The 16,914-nt window shown below is 48.3% G+C and carries 11 protein-coding genes; 4 read left to right on the top strand and 7 right to left on the bottom strand.

Annotated features, from left to right (window positions below; genetic code table 11):
• Nucleotides 1–4 precede the first annotated feature (4 nt).
• From PTQ21_RS03355 to PTQ21_RS03330, 6 genes are all read right to left on the bottom strand, one after another.
• Entirely contained in the window at nucleotides 5–1,267 is a 1,263-nt protein-coding gene (locus PTQ21_RS03355; RefSeq protein ID WP_274568808.1) for an ABC transporter substrate-binding protein, read from the bottom strand.
• Nucleotides 1,268–1,396: 129 nt separating this feature from the next.
• The gene (locus tag PTQ21_RS03350) at nucleotides 1,397–2,581 is read right to left on the bottom strand and encodes a response regulator transcription factor (RefSeq protein WP_274568807.1); all 1,185 of its coding nucleotides are present in this window, start codon (nucleotides 2,579–2,581) and stop codon (nucleotides 1,397–1,399) included.
• A complete protein-coding gene (locus PTQ21_RS03345; RefSeq protein ID WP_274568806.1) occupies nucleotides 2,559–4,304 on the bottom strand; it encodes a sensor histidine kinase in 1,746 nt (581 codons plus the stop codon). The genes PTQ21_RS03350 and PTQ21_RS03345 overlap by 23 nt, the downstream gene beginning before the upstream one ends.
• 193 nt (nucleotides 4,305–4,497) lie before the next feature.
• Nucleotides 4,498–6,204 (bottom strand): amylo-alpha-1,6-glucosidase, encoded by a 1,707-nt coding sequence (locus tag PTQ21_RS03340; RefSeq protein WP_274568804.1) that lies wholly within the window; start codon nucleotides 6,202–6,204, stop codon nucleotides 4,498–4,500.
• Between the two features lie 293 nt (nucleotides 6,205–6,497).
• The gene (locus tag PTQ21_RS03335) at nucleotides 6,498–8,486 is read right to left on the bottom strand and encodes an LTA synthase family protein (protein ID WP_274568803.1); all 1,989 of its coding nucleotides are present in this window, start codon (nucleotides 8,484–8,486) and stop codon (nucleotides 6,498–6,500) included.
• Nucleotides 8,487–8,794: 308 nt separating this feature from the next.
• On the bottom strand, nucleotides 8,795–9,292 hold the full coding sequence (locus tag PTQ21_RS03330; RefSeq protein ID WP_079695508.1) for an antibiotic biosynthesis monooxygenase family protein: 498 nt from the start codon (nucleotides 9,290–9,292) through the stop codon (nucleotides 8,795–8,797).
• Between the two features lie 328 nt (nucleotides 9,293–9,620).
• Here PTQ21_RS03330 and PTQ21_RS03325 point away from each other — a divergent pair, with 328 nt between their 5' ends.
• From PTQ21_RS03325 to PTQ21_RS03315, 3 genes are all read left to right on the top strand, one after another.
• Nucleotides 9,621–11,942, top strand: a complete 2,322-nt coding sequence (locus PTQ21_RS03325) for a helicase C-terminal domain-containing protein (RefSeq protein WP_063567320.1) — start codon at nucleotides 9,621–9,623, stop codon at nucleotides 11,940–11,942.
• 166 nt (nucleotides 11,943–12,108) lie between these two features.
• On the top strand, nucleotides 12,109–13,587 hold the full coding sequence (locus tag PTQ21_RS03320) for an alpha-amylase (protein ID WP_063567319.1): 1,479 nt from the start codon (nucleotides 12,109–12,111) through the stop codon (nucleotides 13,585–13,587).
• A 209-nt stretch (nucleotides 13,588–13,796) separates the two neighbouring features.
• A complete protein-coding gene (locus PTQ21_RS03315; protein WP_274568801.1) occupies nucleotides 13,797–14,411 on the top strand; it encodes a hypothetical protein in 615 nt (204 codons plus the stop codon).
• 87 nt (nucleotides 14,412–14,498) lie between these two features.
• Here PTQ21_RS03315 and PTQ21_RS03310 read toward each other — a convergent pair whose 3' ends face one another.
• Nucleotides 14,499–15,245: an MBL fold metallo-hydrolase gene (locus tag PTQ21_RS03310; protein WP_274568800.1), complete on the bottom strand. Its 747-nt coding sequence runs from the start codon at nucleotides 15,243–15,245 to the stop codon at nucleotides 14,499–14,501.
• A gap of 204 nt (nucleotides 15,246–15,449) precedes the next feature.
• On the opposite strand from PTQ21_RS03310, the gene uxaC reads away from it, so the two are divergent.
• Nucleotides 15,450–16,892, top strand: coding sequence for a glucuronate isomerase (gene uxaC / locus PTQ21_RS03305; protein WP_274568798.1), 1,443 nt, complete (start codon nucleotides 15,450–15,452; stop codon nucleotides 16,890–16,892).
• Nucleotides 16,893–16,914 lie beyond the last annotated feature (22 nt).

The raw sequence follows: 16,914 nt of genomic DNA, 5'->3' as shown, positions 1-16,914 counted from the left end.
AGTGTTATTTCAAATATCGTTCGCTGTCCTTAACCGCCTGATTCAGCGCTTCTTGGGCATTGCTGCCGTGCATAACTGCTTCCACTGCAGCCGACAGCTGTCGGTTCACTTCATTCCACTTCGGATTGAGTAGAAATGCAGGTGTATTGTCCGAACGCTCAAGCATGGTGTAATAAGGTTTGTAGAGCGGATCTTGATCCTTCTTGAGTTCGTTTACAACACTTTGTCGTACTGGCAGGTCAGCAACACGCATTTTGATCGATTCATTAGAAACATAAAATTTAACGAATTCCCATGCCAGATCTTTGTTCTTGGAGTCTTTGGCAATAGACAGGGCAGATTCTGCAAGTACACCTTTAACCGGTTTGCCTGGAAAAGCCGGAATTTCGACCGTACCTACATCAACTCCCGCTTGTTTGAATGATTCGAGCGGCCAGATTCCGCTTTCCCACATGGCGATCTTACCGCCTTTAAAGATATCATCACCGCTTTGCTGGCCTTTACCACCTGTAAGTACGGCGGTGCCGTCCTTCACCATATCACCAAACATTTGGATGGCTTCAGCGGTTTCTTTACTGTTCATGTAGCCCTCGATGGTTTTACCATCTGGGGAAATAAAGGAGCCACCGTTGCTCCAGACAAAGCCCTGCAAGTCATACGTATCATTCTCGGCACGGGCACCGAAGCCGTACTGCTTCTTGGAGGTGTCCGTCAGCTTCTTAGCGATATCCTGGAAATCGCTCCATTCCCATCCGTCTTTAGGATAAGGGACACCGGCAGCATCAAAGAGCTTTTTGTTATAATAGACGACACGAGTCGTGAAGCCGGCCGGAATGCCGTATAGCTTATCGTCAATTTTTCCATAGTTGAACAATCCTTTGTAAAAATCATCTATCTTCAGGTCTTTATCTTTTTCTGCGAAACTATCCAGTGGTTCAAGAGATTGATGGTAAGTAGGGAAGTCCCACATGTACATGACGTCTGGCGGGTTGCCCGCTCCAAAGCCTGCGGCAAGCTTCTGGTCAAATCCGTCCGCATAGGCCTCAACCTGCACCTTTGTACCGGGATGTTCTGCTTCAAACTTCTTGGCGATATCCTGCTCAATTTTGAGCGCGTCTCCCGTATCCCAGGTTGCAAAACGAAGCGTCTTCGTCTGATCCGAACCGCCGTTCTCCGGATTGGCTGTTCCAGCGTTACCGCTGCATGCAGACAGTATAGATACCATTAGCGTCGTTGCAAGGACAATGTGTGAAATTCTTTTTTTCATATTGTCAGCTCCCTGTCAGTGAGGTTTATAATAATTGAACCGCTTTCATCGTAACGCGATTGAAAGCGGTTCAAAACGTGTATCTATTCGAATGTTGTTGTGATTTTGTTCGAATTATTGAAGCAGGTGTCAATCTGTTCGAGAGCTGTCGTCTTTTTGTTGGGCACGGTAATGACTCGGTGTCTGACCCGTACAGCGTTTGAACCATTTGCTAAAATATTTGCTGTCTCCAAGTCCTGTCCGTTCCGCAATTTCCTGCATGGTTAGATGTGTATCCCGCAGTAAGCCATATGCAAGGCGTAGTTTCCGTTTATATTGGAAGGCAATGAAACTATCACCGACAGCCTTCTTAAAGAGAATGGAGAAATGACTGCGGCTGAGCCCAACCTCTTCCGCCAGTTCGCTGGCTGACCAGTCAGCTGCGGGATTAGCATACAGTAGATTCACGGCTTTCCAGATCGGATCTGGCCAATGATTTAAGGATATCCCATACAGCTTCTCTAGCTCAGCTTCTTTATGAAGGTTTTGGAAAGCCTGCTTCAGATCATCGCTGTTGAGCAAGGATTCTTTACGAGTCCACTTCAGCTGACTGCATTTGCTCTTACTCTCTACCAGCAGGCTGTCTGCAGACCCTCGCAGCGTATCAGGAACGATCCAATAGTAGTATTCTTCTCCATAAGGAATGATCGTACCCTCGCGCATGCTGCGGTCATTTTTCTCAGCTTCTTGTAGCAGCTCGGTCCAAGATGCTCCGCATTCTGCTGTTCGAATCAGATATATTAACAGCGGCTGACCATTAAAATGCGATTGACCGCCATGCAGCTTCTCCAGCTCCTCTGGAAATTTACAGCTATGTCCATTCAGCCATGCAAAGAGCAGTGTTTCCATACGTCCTTCATCTTTTGGAGAGGGGGGAGCGGAGACAGACAGTTCCTGCTGGAACTTCTTTAACATGTCTTCAAGTTCTTCGTCCTCAAAAGCGGTTTTCAAAAGATATCCGGAGGCCCCAAGTTGAATTCCCTGCTGTGCGTATTCAAAGTCGCGGTGGCAACTGAGCAGAATTATTTTGGTCTTCGCCGCCATCTCCTTTATCTTGCGAGACAGCTCGATGCCATCCATCTCTGGCATTACAATATCTGTTATTACAATTTCAGGCCGATGCTCCAGAAAGGCTTCCCAGGCTTTTTGTCCATTGGGCGCGTCAGCTATAACTTCCATTCCATATTTCTCCCAAGCTACGGTCGAACGTAGGCCTTTCCGTACAATACTCTCATCATCTGCAATCAGCACCTTAATTCTCTTTGCTGTATCCATCCGGACGCTCCTCCTCTTTGGGCCAATGAATGACAATCGCTGTACCTTCACCCTTAGTCGAAAATACCGTAAGCCCGTACTGCGGGCCGAAATGCAGTTTGAATTTCTGGTCTGCGTTCTGGACGCCTAATCCTCCGCGTCCACGACGTTTTGGATCTGGAACAAGCAAACGCTCCCGTTTTTCTTCCGTCATACCCGCTCCATTATCCCGGAGAGCCAGCAGAAGTTCATTTTTTTCCACGATGACATCCAGCTTAATTACACCTATCCCATCCGTGAAGCCGTGGAAAAATATATTTTCAAACAGCGGCTGCAGAGTCATACGCGGGATCAGATACTGCTTCAGTGAGTCTTCGCAATTCAGCTCATAGCTGAACACATTTCCGTACCTGATCTCCTGAATTTTCAAGAAATGCTCAATCATGCGTAGTTCTCTGCCCACCGTGATCAGTTCCTGCGATATATCCAGATTTCCTTCCAGCACCATCGTTAAGTGATATAACATCTGACGGATATCATCAGCCCCTTCCAGACGGGCCTTCCACTGAATGGAGTTCAACGTATTGAACAGCAGGTGAGGGTTAATCTGATAATGAAAAGCCTTCAGTTCCGCTTCCTTCTTGAGTCTTTCGCTCTGTTCCACTTCTTGTACAAGCGATTGGACACCACTTACCATCCGGTTAAAACTCATATCAAGGCTACCTAGCTCATCTCGACCTTCGATCGGCATCCGTGTATCCAGCTTACCGAAGCTGACCTTCTGCATCGAATCCTTTAGCGTACGAATACGTGCTGTAAACCTCGATGAGAACAGATAGGCGAATCCAAAGGCAAGCAGACATGAAATAATGGCTACGACAATGGTATTCGACCGAATAATGCCCGAGGACAAGTAGAAGGCTTTGGCAGGTAATCTCGCTTCGATGGTCCACTGGTTCACGGCAAGCGTCCGAATCCATGTAATGTCACTATCCTTCTTCGTAAAATTGGATGCGCTTTCATATACAATCCTTCCGTCCGAAGCTTTAATGGTCAGATGCGACTTCGTATCTGTCTCAAATAGTTTGAACATATGGATTAATTCCTGCGCATTCTCCTCTATGAGTATAGTACTGCCGTTTTGCGTTCCGTTGGAATTATGAATCGGAACAGCGAGCCCAAGGACGGGGAGATTCGAATCGCCTGAGCTGCTCATTGCGTGATTTTGCATATAAAAGCCTAGCCAGTATAGTCCTTTATAAGAAGCAGGTTTTGTCTTCCATTCTGGCATATTTCTCAGCTTGGCAACATCCAAATTGTTCTCTCCATAATAATAGCCAGAGGGTGTAATGATATAGATTCCTGCGGTTTGGTCCGTCCGCAGCGATTTCAGTAGGGCTTCAAAGTCATTCTTCTCAATGATTTCGCTATAGCTTATAGGTGCTTGATTCCTTAGATCTGTATGGGCGGGATCAAGCAAATACGAGTAGATCGTTTCACTCATTTGTTTCATTCGGCCTAAAGATGAGCTCGTTTGTTGTTCCAACTGCGCTACAGCATTTTCACCATATTTGCCAAACTGGGAATTGATGATTTTGGCGGATTGGTAATAGGACAACGCACCAAGCGAGAGCAGTGGAATCAGAGTCACGATGAGAAAACAGAAGAGCAGCTTGGTCCGTATACTGCGGTAGGAACCAGAGAAAATGCGTTTATTAAGCTGCCTGATCCATTGGATGTTCATAAACGTTTTCCCCTCTCGCTATAACTACATCTACCTGCATTCTAGCATGGACAGGTAGCCTATAGAAGAATCCAATCATTTCATGGTAACGCTTTCAATTTGTTGTTTGCAAATAAAATTTTTCGAGGAAACGGGAAAAGCACCTCCCCGGAAAGCTGTTTAAAACAGCAGCCAGGGACGTGCAATATTGGTTTTAGATTGTGTACTCGTGCCCCAGAACCAGGAACACACTCGATGTCCATGTGAATGCCCTGTCACGTAGGCCTTCACCAGTCAACGCATCGAAGTTCTCCGCCATACCACTCCGGCTAAGCATACTGCAGAAGCGGCGGGATACTTCCCGAGCCAGCTCCAGGTCACCGGCAGCAGCTACGCCCTCCACGAGCAGCATGGTTGATGGAGCCCAGATCGGTCCACGCCAGTACCCGTCTGGTATATAGTAAGGGCTGCTTATGCTCTCGGTCGCCCAACCATTTTCCGTTAGGAAGCGATTCTCCTCCCGTAACCCTTTTAGAAGAAGATCTCTGATGGGTTCAGGCAGGCGTTTGCCCAGTAGGATCGGAACGAATAACAGCAGACTGTCTCCAGCTGAAGGCTCATGTGTACCTGAACGTAAGGAGATAAATCTATCCTCTTTCCAGAAGTGGCTGATCATCTTCTCCAGCGTATCATCCGCCAGTTTTCTCCATTCCGAAGATTCCTTCGTAAGCCCAAGCAACCCAGCAATTTCAGCCAGAAGCTCTGTCTGGATAATCAGAAAGGCAGCTAAATCCGGACTTTCTACGGGAATTCCATTATTAAACGCGGTGCTGTTATCCCAACCGGAATCATTACCGTGGTTATATTGGGGAATCCCATCACCATCATCATCACGATACCTGAACCACCATTTCGTCCACTTGGACAATGGGCCGTACACTTCACGAAGCTGCGCCTCGCGAATATAATCCGTACGTTGCATCATCCAAGCCAGTGTCCATCCGTGAATAGGAGGTTTGTTGCAGTTCCACAGTTCATATTTATCGTTCACAAAGTCAGGAATTAATCCACTCTCATCTTGCCGATCAAAAAAGATCATGAACTGGTCCCACGCCAGCTTTGGATCATGGCGAACAAGCGCCATCGCATTGAAACAGTGGTCCCAGCTCCATATATTCGTCATCCAGTTCTTCGACATATACATAGCTGGACGCGTCAGACAACCCTCCGCCGGAACGAGGCAGGACCAAGTAATGTAAGCCGCGAGCTCCCGCGCATCCTGCCAGCGATCAGGGATCGCAAGACTGCTGTCCAGCCACTGGCTGAATTCAGTCCGAACCGCTTTTACGTCATCATCAAAGGAATCCCATTGTGGGCGAGGCTCCCATACTGTGCGGAACTCCTCAACGGCAAACTCAGCTGTATTCGTGTCTGTATCCGGATTGAACTCTGCGATTACGCGTGAGCTCTTTATTTTATCCCACGGCACTTCCAGCTTCATGTCGCCTACAATTCCAGTCAGCATGAAGCGGCATTCATGGGTGAAGCTATTTACTTCCCAGCTGTTCTTATTGACCTCATATGCATAATCATAAGTTGAGGGGATAAAGGTCAATCTGATCCCGCACCCTTTCGAGCGGAAGCGGACCGTGCAGCTATCCGAAATACAGATTTCGGCAAAGATTGCGGGCTCTGGTGAATTCAGCCGGACAGTTTCTGGAGAAGCTTCTGCCGTGAATGGAATCGTCTGATTCTGCTGATCCAACAGTTCAATACGGAACGCCTCGCCAAATTTATCATCCCCACCCCGCACAGTTCGTAGGTAGAGGCCCTGCTGTCTATTCTTGCCTTCAGGCAGAAGAGAGACGGCAAGGAACGACTCTCTGCGGCTGAAGGGTACAAAGTTCAGATCGAATTTCATAATTCTCCTCCTTCAACAAGGAATAATACGCTTTCATTGTAAACCGCTGCTCAAGGAACAGGAACGTCCAGGTGTCTTCGCTAAAGAGGGGAATTTGTTGGCAATGGATGATTCGGGTGGTTATAGGTGTCTTTTTGTTAGAAAGTTGGGGAGAAAGGTGTTAGATATAGAGGTTAGAAGGAATGGAAAGAGCCCATGAATCAGGTCGTTTCAGACCTTTCATGGGCTCTTGTCTTTTTTCATGATGGATTAAAATTGTTAAAGTTAAAAATAAGTTCATTTCGCATGTTGGATCATTTTACGGCATTTCGATTCGGTAACTGACTCAGATAACTGTTGGATAAGTGTAGAAGATCCAAAGCCCGATCGTACTGTTCCTTCGTAATATATTCGGAAGAGGTCGATCCCTCTTCGGTTGGTATGGCAGATGCGGGCACGGCCGGTTCATCCTCCAGACTGTCTGGAATCGTCCCCTTCTCCTGATCAAGCTCTGCCGAAACGACATCCTGTCTCCCGGCATCCGCAAGGGAGTAATGAGTACCGTCACCGTACCCCGTTTCAGGAACGAACAGTGAAGCATCGTTCAGTACGGAACCGGAGGGCAGATAATAGCGCTCTGGCAGCAGATTATTTCCATCACGCAGCAAATCCTGCCCGAAATACAGTTGGTTCTGGAGAGAGGCACCGGTCAACCCGGCGATCGTTGGCAGAATATCCACCTGTCCTCCGATCTGTTCCAGCTGAGCTGCCGGCGTGATGCCAGGAGCCGTGACGATAAGTGGAATATTAATCATGTCCGCAGACGTGTACTCCCGACCGTAGATTTCCTGCATGAGCTTCTCGTCAGTCCGATCCAGCGAGTAGATAGGCAGACCCAGATGGTCACCGTAAACGACCAGCACGCTATTTTCCCATAGTCCACGTTCCTTAAGTCCCTCAATAAATTGTCCCACCGCCTGATCGGCATAATGCTGGGATACAAGATAATCCCCGGGCAACGTATTAACGTACCGTTCCGGCAACGTCAGACTTTTCTTATCTTCTGGTAAATGGTAAGGATGGTGCGCAGACATGGATATGATTTGTGCATAGAAAGGTGATCCCGTGTCCTGCATGTCCTCCAGTTTATCAAGTGTTTTGCTGTACAACACCTCATCCGATGCCGAGAAGGCGATGGAATCCTCTGTTCCGAAATAATTTATGTCATAATACTGATCAAATCCAAGCGCCTTGTATAACTGATCGCGATTCCAGAAGTGCACATCATTTGTATGGAACGTGGCTGTTTGGTAACCGTTCGCGGACATCAGTCTGGGCAGACTTGGCAATTCCTTATTAGCATAGACGGTAGCTGCGGCTCCGTTGGGCGGTGTATAAAACGATGTATTCACGACAAACTCGGCATCCGACGTGTTTCCCTGTCCCACTTGCTGATAAAAGTTGGGGAAATACAGGCTTTGTCCAGCCAACATATTCAGATTGGGTGTAACTTCCTGTCCGTCCACCTGCAATCCGATCAGGAAGTTCTGGAATGATTCGAGCTGGAGGACAATGACGTTTCGTCCCTTGGCTGCACCCTCCTCCACAACAGCGGGTAGTGCTGTCGTTTGTTTAATCTCGTCGATATGCTTCTGATCGATTTGATCGAGGGGCATGGGTTTGTCAGGCCGATCAGCCAGGATGGTGTACGCTTCGTAACCGAGGATCCCCATCTGCTCCGCCTGTGTAATCTCGCTCATGCTCGCCCGATTGGGGTATATGTTGAGCATGCACAGCATCATCGACAGAATCAGAATGACTGAGGCGATCCGTCTTCTGGCCCTTCGTTCAAGCGGCACTCTGCCTGGACGTTCAGTCCCGCCGAGCTTGATCCGCCGACGAATCAGAATCCCCGTGATAACCAGAATATCTGCAAAAATAAACAAATAATACGGATCGAGCAAAGAGAACATGCTGCTCTTGACCGAGGTTACCTGATTAACCTGTGCGAGCGCGTGATAATTAACAATAACACCATAATATTTGTAATACATGATCGCTGCGAAGAAGATGCCCGATAGCACCAAATTTAGTCCGAGATAGAGCCACATCCGGCGTTTGGCTGCGAACCATTCAATTAGACAGAAGCAGATCCAGATCAGCGGCAACTCTGTCAGCAGCGGTTTCCAGACGGGGATGTCATCGAAGATCACAATCCAGGCCAGAGAGCTTTTGATCATCATAATAACGGTAAACACTATAAACGGTCCGCTTAGAAACCGGGTGAGTGAATTGCGTGACAAGTTACCGCCTTCCTTCCTTTCCGAAGTTTCATTTAACAAGTATTATGCTATCTCATGGCATGTCGTGTCAAAAGCACCGAACTTCTGGGTTGCTCATTTCTTTCAATTATTGGAAAAAGGAGAGAGGAGCTTGGGATCATTCTTGACCTCACGTATACAAAAAGCCCCTTCCATTGATGAAGAGGCGGAAGGGGTTATCATTTTAAAGTACAAATAATTAAATGATGCTTGTCCAAAGTGTGATCACAGTATATCTGTAAACTTGCATACAGATTCTGGAGCACAAAAACAAGTTTGCTCCCGTTCGTTTACTCTATGGTGAATGTCGTGACGAATGAAGGTCTTGGAAACATGGTGGGCTTCTGTGCGGTCAGCCCTTCACTCGTGCTGCGGTTGCGGTGAGCATGGTTATAGGCTTGGGACTGCTGCCAGTTCTTGAAATGATCCTCGGACTGCCAAAGTGTAAGTACGACATACGTATCGTCCTTTAAAGGACGAAGCACACGAATGCCGACAAAGCCGGGTTCGTCCTCCACTTTGCGCGCACGGTTCTTGAAACGTTCCTCGAAGTCATTCCGTCCATCTTCGGATACGGGTATATTGTTGAGAACGGCATAACCGCCGCCTGTCCAGGAGCCTGCGGCATCGAAGGCTTCGTACGCCGCTACGTTGTCATCGGACTCGATGTTCATCAGACGTTCTGTCGATTCAATGGCCAAACGAACCTGTTCCTCGCTGCGCAAAGTCAGATGCGGATATGCAGCAAGTGCATCCGGAATTGGTGAAGGAACCAAATAGATATACATAGAAGATGCCTCCTTATTTACGTACATTCTATATAAGTTTAACTACACTTTTACACGAGAACGTAGAGGACAGAAATAAGCTGGAGAAGCGAAGCGTTCGCCTTTATCCCCGGATGTTTACCTTTGTGAAAATGAATCAAAAAATCTGGGGATAACAGCGATCGGAAGATTGTTCTGTCATCGGAGTGGCAAGTGTAACTTTATCTAGTTCAACTTATACACCCCAACATAGCATATGGGAAAGGACGGGTCCAATCCGCTGATTGGCTGGTTTGAGCACCGCTTTTCGTGATAAAGTATAGTCACTACAAACAGAACGGGTGATCGCATGACAACCGCAATTCGAATATCAGTCAGGCCTTTGGTGGAATATGTGTACCGCAGTGGCAGCATACGTCCAGGGTTCCGCTCGAATGCATCGATGCAGGAGGGAACCCGGATACACCAGCGAGTGCAGAAGGATTACACAGAAGAGGATTTGAAAGAAGTCGTTCTCGAAGTGGAACTGCAGCATGGAGACTTGACCTACGTGGTGGAGGGACGATGTGACGGGCTGATTCGTCTGGATGGTCAGCTGACGGTGGATGAGATCAAATCAACTGCGGGCAATCTGGACGATCTGGGCGATGGGGCCCCCGTACACTGGGCGCAGGCCATGATGTATGCCTATATGTACGCCGTTCAGCATGATGAACCCCGTATGCAGGTACAGCTTACATACGTGCACACCGTGAATAATGAGGAAAGACGGTTTCGGCGGATGCTGGAACGGCAGGAGCTGGAACAGTTTGCAGCAGAGCTGGTCGCTGGTTACGCGCCATACGCAGAGATGATTGTGGCTTATGAAGAGAAGCGCGATATAAGCGTGCGAGAGCTGCCTTTCCCTTTTCGCAAATACAGAGAGGGACAGCGCAAGCTGGCAGGAGCCGTATACAAGACCATCCGCGAGGGGCAGGGACTGATGGCGAAAGCGCCAACGGGTATTGGCAAAACGATGTCAGTCCTGTTTCCCACGGTCAAGGCCATTGGTGAAGGAGAAGCCAAACGATTGTTCTATCTGACCGCAAGAACGACGACGCGAGTGGCGGCAGAAGAGGCTTTTGCCCGGATGCAGGCGGAAGGATTGAAGATGCATGTGATCAGTCTGACCGCAAAGGACAAGATCTGTTTCAAGGAAGAGGAAGCCTGTGATACGGGACAGTGTGGCATGTGCGAAGGATATTATGACCGTATTAATGGAGCCGTGCTGGATATGCTGGAACATGAGACGTTAATGACACGCCCGGTTATAGAACAGTACGCACGTAAGCATCGGGTATGTCCGTTTGAATTTTCACTGGATGCTGCGTATGCAGCCGATGCGGTGATCTGCGACTATAACTATATTTTCGATCCGCGTATCTCGCTCAAACGAATGCTGGAGGAGCAGAAGCGCAAGACGGTATTACTGGTCGATGAGGCACATAATCTGGTCGATCGGGGCCGAATGATGTTTTCGGCAGAGCTGGAGAAGGCCGTCTTTCTGGATGTCAAAAGGGAATTCCAAACGCTGGGCAGCAGTGTGACTGCCGCTAAAGCCATCGCGGATCGGACGGGAGCCATCGACAAATACCTGATTACGCTTCGCAAAAATGGTGGGGATGAGGGCAAATTGCTGCAACAGGAGGCGCCAGAGGAACTGATTGAACTGCTGGAGCCTTTTGTCATGGTTGCGGAGCAATGCCTTGTTGAAGGCGGTTCGGCAAATGCCGAGACGGATGAATTGCTGCTGGCAGCCTACTTCACCGCACAGAATTTCCTGCGTATTGCCAAGTTGTACGATGAACGCTTCATTACCTATGCGGAATGTGTACGAAGTGAAGTACGAGTGAAGCTGTTCTGCCTGGATCCATCTGTGCTGCTGCGCCAGACTGCCAAGGGGTTCCGCTCTACCATTCATTTCTCTGCGACATTGTCACCTCTTGGTTATTACCGGGATATGCTAGGTGCGGAGGAAGAGGATTATACCTTACGTATTGCTTCGCCTTTCCAGCGGGAGCAGCTGGATGTGAGATTGCTGCCATTATCGATTCGCTATCGGGATCGTGAACGTTCCAGACAGCCAATTGCCAATATGCTGCGCCAATTGGTTGCAGAGTGGCCACATAGCAACCTGCTCGTCTTTTTCCCATCCTATCCTTATATGCGCGAAGTACATGCGACGTATATGGAACAGCCGGGCGAGGCAGAAGTCGTGATGCAGGAGCAGGGCATGAGTGAAGAGGAACGGGAGGCGTTCCTGAACGCGTTCCAGCCACATCCTGAACGAACACGGTTGGTATTTGCCGTTATGGGTGGTGTGTTTTCCGAAGGTGTGGATCTGCCGGGTGATCGTCTGAATGGGGTTGTGGTGGTCGGTGCCGGACTTCCCCAGATCGGTCTGGAGAACAACGTACTCCGCGATTATTATAGTCGGACAGGGCGCAATGGATTCAATTATGCCTATGTTTTCCCCGGCATGAACAAGGTATTGCAGGCAGGTGGAAGGCTGATACGTACGGAAGAGGACAAGGGCGTACTGGTACTGGTCGACGATCGATTCACCGAGGAACCATATCGTTCATTGCTGCCCGAGGAATGGCAGGACTACACACGGATTTCACCCCAATAACGATATATAGCTAAAGATCGATCGCAGACTTTTTCAGCTTTCTTTGCTGTTCATGATTGAAGGATAGGCCGAAAAGGGTATTACTTGGATAGCATACGAACGAACAAGGACGATACAGATACGTGCCGTGGTCCGCTTCGAAAGCAATCAAGGAGGTCGGTTGGGAATGAAGAGAAATCATACGATGATGCAGTTTTTTGAATGGCACCTGGCCGCAGACGGAAACCACTGGAAACGATTGGCCGAAATGGCGCCAGAACTGAAAGCAAAAGGCATTGACTCCGTGTGGGTGCCTCCGGTGACCAAAGCCGTATCTCCCGAGGATACCGGTTACGGCGTATATGACCTGTACGATCTGGGCGAATTTGACCAGAAAGGCAGCGTGCGCACCAAATACGGTACCAAGCAGGAACTGGTGGATGCGATTGCCGAGTGCCAGAAGAATGGTGTTGCCGTCTATGTGGATCTGGTGATGAACCATAAGGCGGGGGCCGATGAGACGGAAGTTTTCAAGGTGATTGAGGTTGATCCCAATGATCGATTGAAGGAAATCTCCAAACCGTTCGAGATTGAGGGCTGGACCAAATTCACATTTCCGGGCCGCGGGGATCAGTACTCCTCTTTCAAATGGAACGCCGAACACTTCAACGGTACCGACTTTGATGCCAAGGAAGAACGGAGCGGTGTGTTCCGCATTGCGGGGGAGAACAAGAACTGGAATCAAAATGTCGACGATGAGTTCGGCAATTATGATTACCTGATGTTCGCCAATATCGATTACAATCACCCGGATGTCCGGCAGGAAATGCTCCAATGGGGAAAATGGCTCATCGATACGCTGCAATGCAGCGGTTTTCGACTGGATGCGATCAAACATATCAACCACGAATTCATCAAGGAATTCGCTGCTGAGATGATCCGCAAACGCGGGCAGGACTTCTACATTGTAGGTGAGTTCTGGAACTCCAATCTCGATGCATGCCGTGAATTCCTGGATACGGTGGACTATCAGATTGATCTGTTCGATGTGTCCCTGCATTACAAACTTCATGAAGCCTCTCTGGCTGGGCGGGATTTCGATCTTTCCAAGATTTTTGATGATACCCTGGTGCAGACACATCCAACGCATGCTGTAACGTTTGTCGATAACCATGATTCCCAACCGCATGAAGCGCTGGAATCCTGGGTAGGCGATTGGTTCAAGCCGAGCGCATATGCGCTGACGCTGCTGCGTCGTGACGGTTATCCGGTTGTCTTTTACGGTGATTATTACGGCATTGGTGGTCCCGAACCTGTCGAGGGCAAGAAGGACATTCTCGACATTCTGATGTCAGCCCGTTACGACAAAGCTTATGGAGAGCAGGAAGATTACTTCGATCACGCGAACACGATTGGGTGGGTACGCCGCGGGGTGGACGAAATCGAAGGTTCTGGTTGTGCAGTAGTTATCTCGAATGGTGATGATGGTGAGAAAAGAATGTTTGTTGGCGAACACCGTGCTGGCGAAGTCTGGACCGATCTGACGCACAGCTGTGAGGATAGCATTACTATTGAGAAAGACGGATGGGCCACTTTCCATGTATGTGGTGGGGGCGTCTCCGTGTGGGTTCTTCCGGATCAGGGTGAGGAATCTGATGCTCAATAATACGGTGAGGATCATTGATCAGTGAATCTTCATATATAGACAGTTAAACCATCTGAACTGGTGATCATCTGCCAGGCAGGTGGTTTTTTATGTTAGGTGGAGTGAGTTTATTCGTGTTATCCTTATATGGAATAATAAACCAATATAATGATTACTATTAAAATCGGTTCGTGTTCATCTTAGATAGATCATACCGAGGGGGAAATCGGGTGAGGAAATTAGTACACTTGGGGTTGTGGCTGCTTGTAATGGCGGTCTGTCTGGGGGCTTGCAGTTGGGGAACAAACAAAGGGCCAAGGGGAGAACCAAAGCGAACGGATGATTATACGCTGAATACCGAACGAAGAGATTTGACCCAGCGTTTGCTGAAAAATCCAGATTCCTTTCAGGAGCGTTTGCCAGATGATTATAGCTTGACTGCTACCGTTAGGGTTAATCATGAATCGGATCTGGACCGCATTATATATGAAATTTCTGTTCAAGAGGCCCGGGTACCGATGGTCAATGTAATACAGTCTTTTACACTTGATCCATCCTTGATGAACAGCATTAACGCAACTGAGCTCCTCAACTCCAATGCGTTAAATACGCACGAGACTACTCTGGGTCCTGGAAAAGAACCATTGGGATTAAGTTTACTCAGAGATTATATTTTGAAGCCCAAAGCGGAGATCCATAGTAATAGCATTAAAACGTATCAGGATATGTATATCAAAATTTCCTACGGACCAAATGATCAGCGAACGGAAGATTACGTTCATGTTAAAGCCAAACCATCTCCTGAAACTATTGAATATATGAAATCATGGAATGCAGATCAATAGAAAGGCAGCACCCGAAATGCTCCTTCAAAGGAACCTGAATGGATGCCGCCTCTTTATTTTGGTGATACATATAGTTCGAGTTGCGTACTACACTTCCAGTTCAAACGACTCCAGCGTGCCCACCATTCTTAGATCATGTTCTTGGTTGAACTGTGTCCGTTTATCCGCATCGGCGTATTCATCATGATAATGCATGAGCACGGTTTTCTGTCTCACTTCGGCAGGCAGTTGTTGCAGATCCTTCAGTGAGGTGTGTGATTTGATCACCAGGTCATGCATATGACATTCGTGGAAAATGAGCTGTACGTCTGTGGCGGCCTGCTCTACCCGTTCCTGATCGAGCGTGCTGTCTGCGCTATAGTAGAAGTAGGGCTTTGCAAGAAGGCCGTTGCTGACCATACCCGGCACGTGTTGTGTTCGAAAAGTCTCAAACGTTACGCCCCCCAGTTCAAATGTGCCTCCATCCGGTAAAGGTACGATATCATAATAGTCGCTCATCGTACGCTCCCCATCGGTTGTATAACGCATGCCTGGGGATAAAATGTTCCATAACGGATCAACCAGTTCTTCGTGAATAAACAGACGTGGCTTGCGGTCGCCCACAATCTGTGAATAATATCCGAGCATCTGTACTCCGTTAATATGATCTTCATGCAGATGGGTAATAAACACATTGTGAATACCCGTCATTGGAAAGCCGTATTCCTTTAATGCTTTTGCATTGGATTCCGGAAAATCAATCACCAGATGTGTATCGCCGAATTCGGCCAGCATACTGTTGTGGTGTTGCTCTACACTGAACATGTCTCCTGTACCGAGAAATGTTATTTTCATCCATTTCATCTCCTTCTATCATCTTCAGATCAGCATCAATTAGATTAAAAACAGTATACCTTGTTCCAGTAAATATGCCTAAATCAACCTTTTGTGATAACGCTATCATTTTATATTGAACTTTGCGGGCAAACAGTGTAGCGTAAAGATTGGGAAGTGAACCCATATGAACGTAAACTCACCTAAAGGGAGCGTGCGAGGCGAATGAAGTCTTTTCTGGATGAACAATTTTTGCTGCACAATGAAACGGCGATCAAGTTATATGAGGACTATGCGAAGGACATGCCGATTATTGACTATCACTGCCACCTGAGTCCACAGGAAATCTACGAGAATAAAACCTTTGGCAATATTACAGAGGCTTGGTTATACGGTGATCACTACAAATGGCGGCTGATGCGCGCAAACGGGATTGAGGAGCAGTACATTACGGGAGGAGAGGGCGTAACCGATTATGATCGTTTTCTGGCGTACGCCAGAACTGTACCGATGATGATTGGTAACCCGCTGTACGCGTGGTCTCATTTGGAATTACAGCGTTATTTCGGTGTCTATGAAGTGTTGAATGAGACGAGCGCCCCGGCTATCTGGGAAAAAGTAAATGCCAAACTGAACAGTGACGGATTCGGTGCACGTGATCTCATTACCAAATCCAATGTTACCGTGGTATGCACGACGGATGATCCGTGTGATTCCTTGGAATACCACCTGAAGATTCAGGAGATCGAAGGTTTCGATACCGCTGTACTGCCTTCATTCCGTCCGGATAAAGGATTGGAATTGAACCGTGACACCTTCTCGGAATGGGTAGGCAAGCTGTCGCAGGCAGCCGGAACGGCGATTTCCGATTATGACTCATTCCTCTCGGCCCTAGAGTCCCGGGTAGAGTTCTTCCACTCCGTAGGAGGCCGGGTGTCTGACCATGCACTCGATTATGTACCTTACGGCACGGCCACACGTGAGGAAGCAGCAGCGATTTTTGCCAAGGCTATTGCAGGCGAGAAGGTTAGTCGTGAGGAAGAGGACAAGTATAAGACGGTAACGCTGGCTTTCCTCGGCAAGCTGTACGCAGATCGGGGCTGGGTAATGCAGTTCCATATTAATGCGGCCCGCAACAATAACAGCCGTATGTTCGCCCAGCTTGGCCCGGATACCGGTTATGATTCCGTTAATGATACGCCGCTTTCCTCAGCCATGATCGGATTACTCGATGCGCTGGAGCAGCAGCAGGCACTGCCGAAAACGATCTTGTATTCCTTGAATCCTCGGGACAATGAAGTGCTCGCAGCGATTATCGGCAGCTTCCAGGGCGGCGGCATTCCAGGCAAAATCCAGCTTGGTGCAGCCTGGTGGTTCAACGATACGAAGGACGGCATGCTCGCTCAAATGAAGGCGCTGGCGAATGTAGGTCTAATCAGCCGTTTCGTCGGTATGCTAACCGATTCCCGCAGTTTCCTCTCCTACACACGACATGAGTATTTCCGCCGCCTGGTCTGCAACCTCATCGGTGAATGGGCCGAACAAGGCGAGGTACCACATGATATGGAACTACTTGGACAGATCGTACAGGGCATTGCCTACAACAATGCGAAGGAGTATTTCCCTTTTGCTTCTGCGCTCAAAACTGTTTCTGCTTCACAGTCCTGATTCTTCTATAATTGGTTCAAAA

Origin of the sequence: Paenibacillus marchantiae (assembly GCF_028771845.1) — a bacterium.
Lineage (GTDB): Bacteria > Bacillota > Bacilli > Paenibacillales > Paenibacillaceae > Paenibacillus > Paenibacillus marchantiae.
This window is presented reverse-complemented; position numbering and strand designations above follow the sequence as displayed.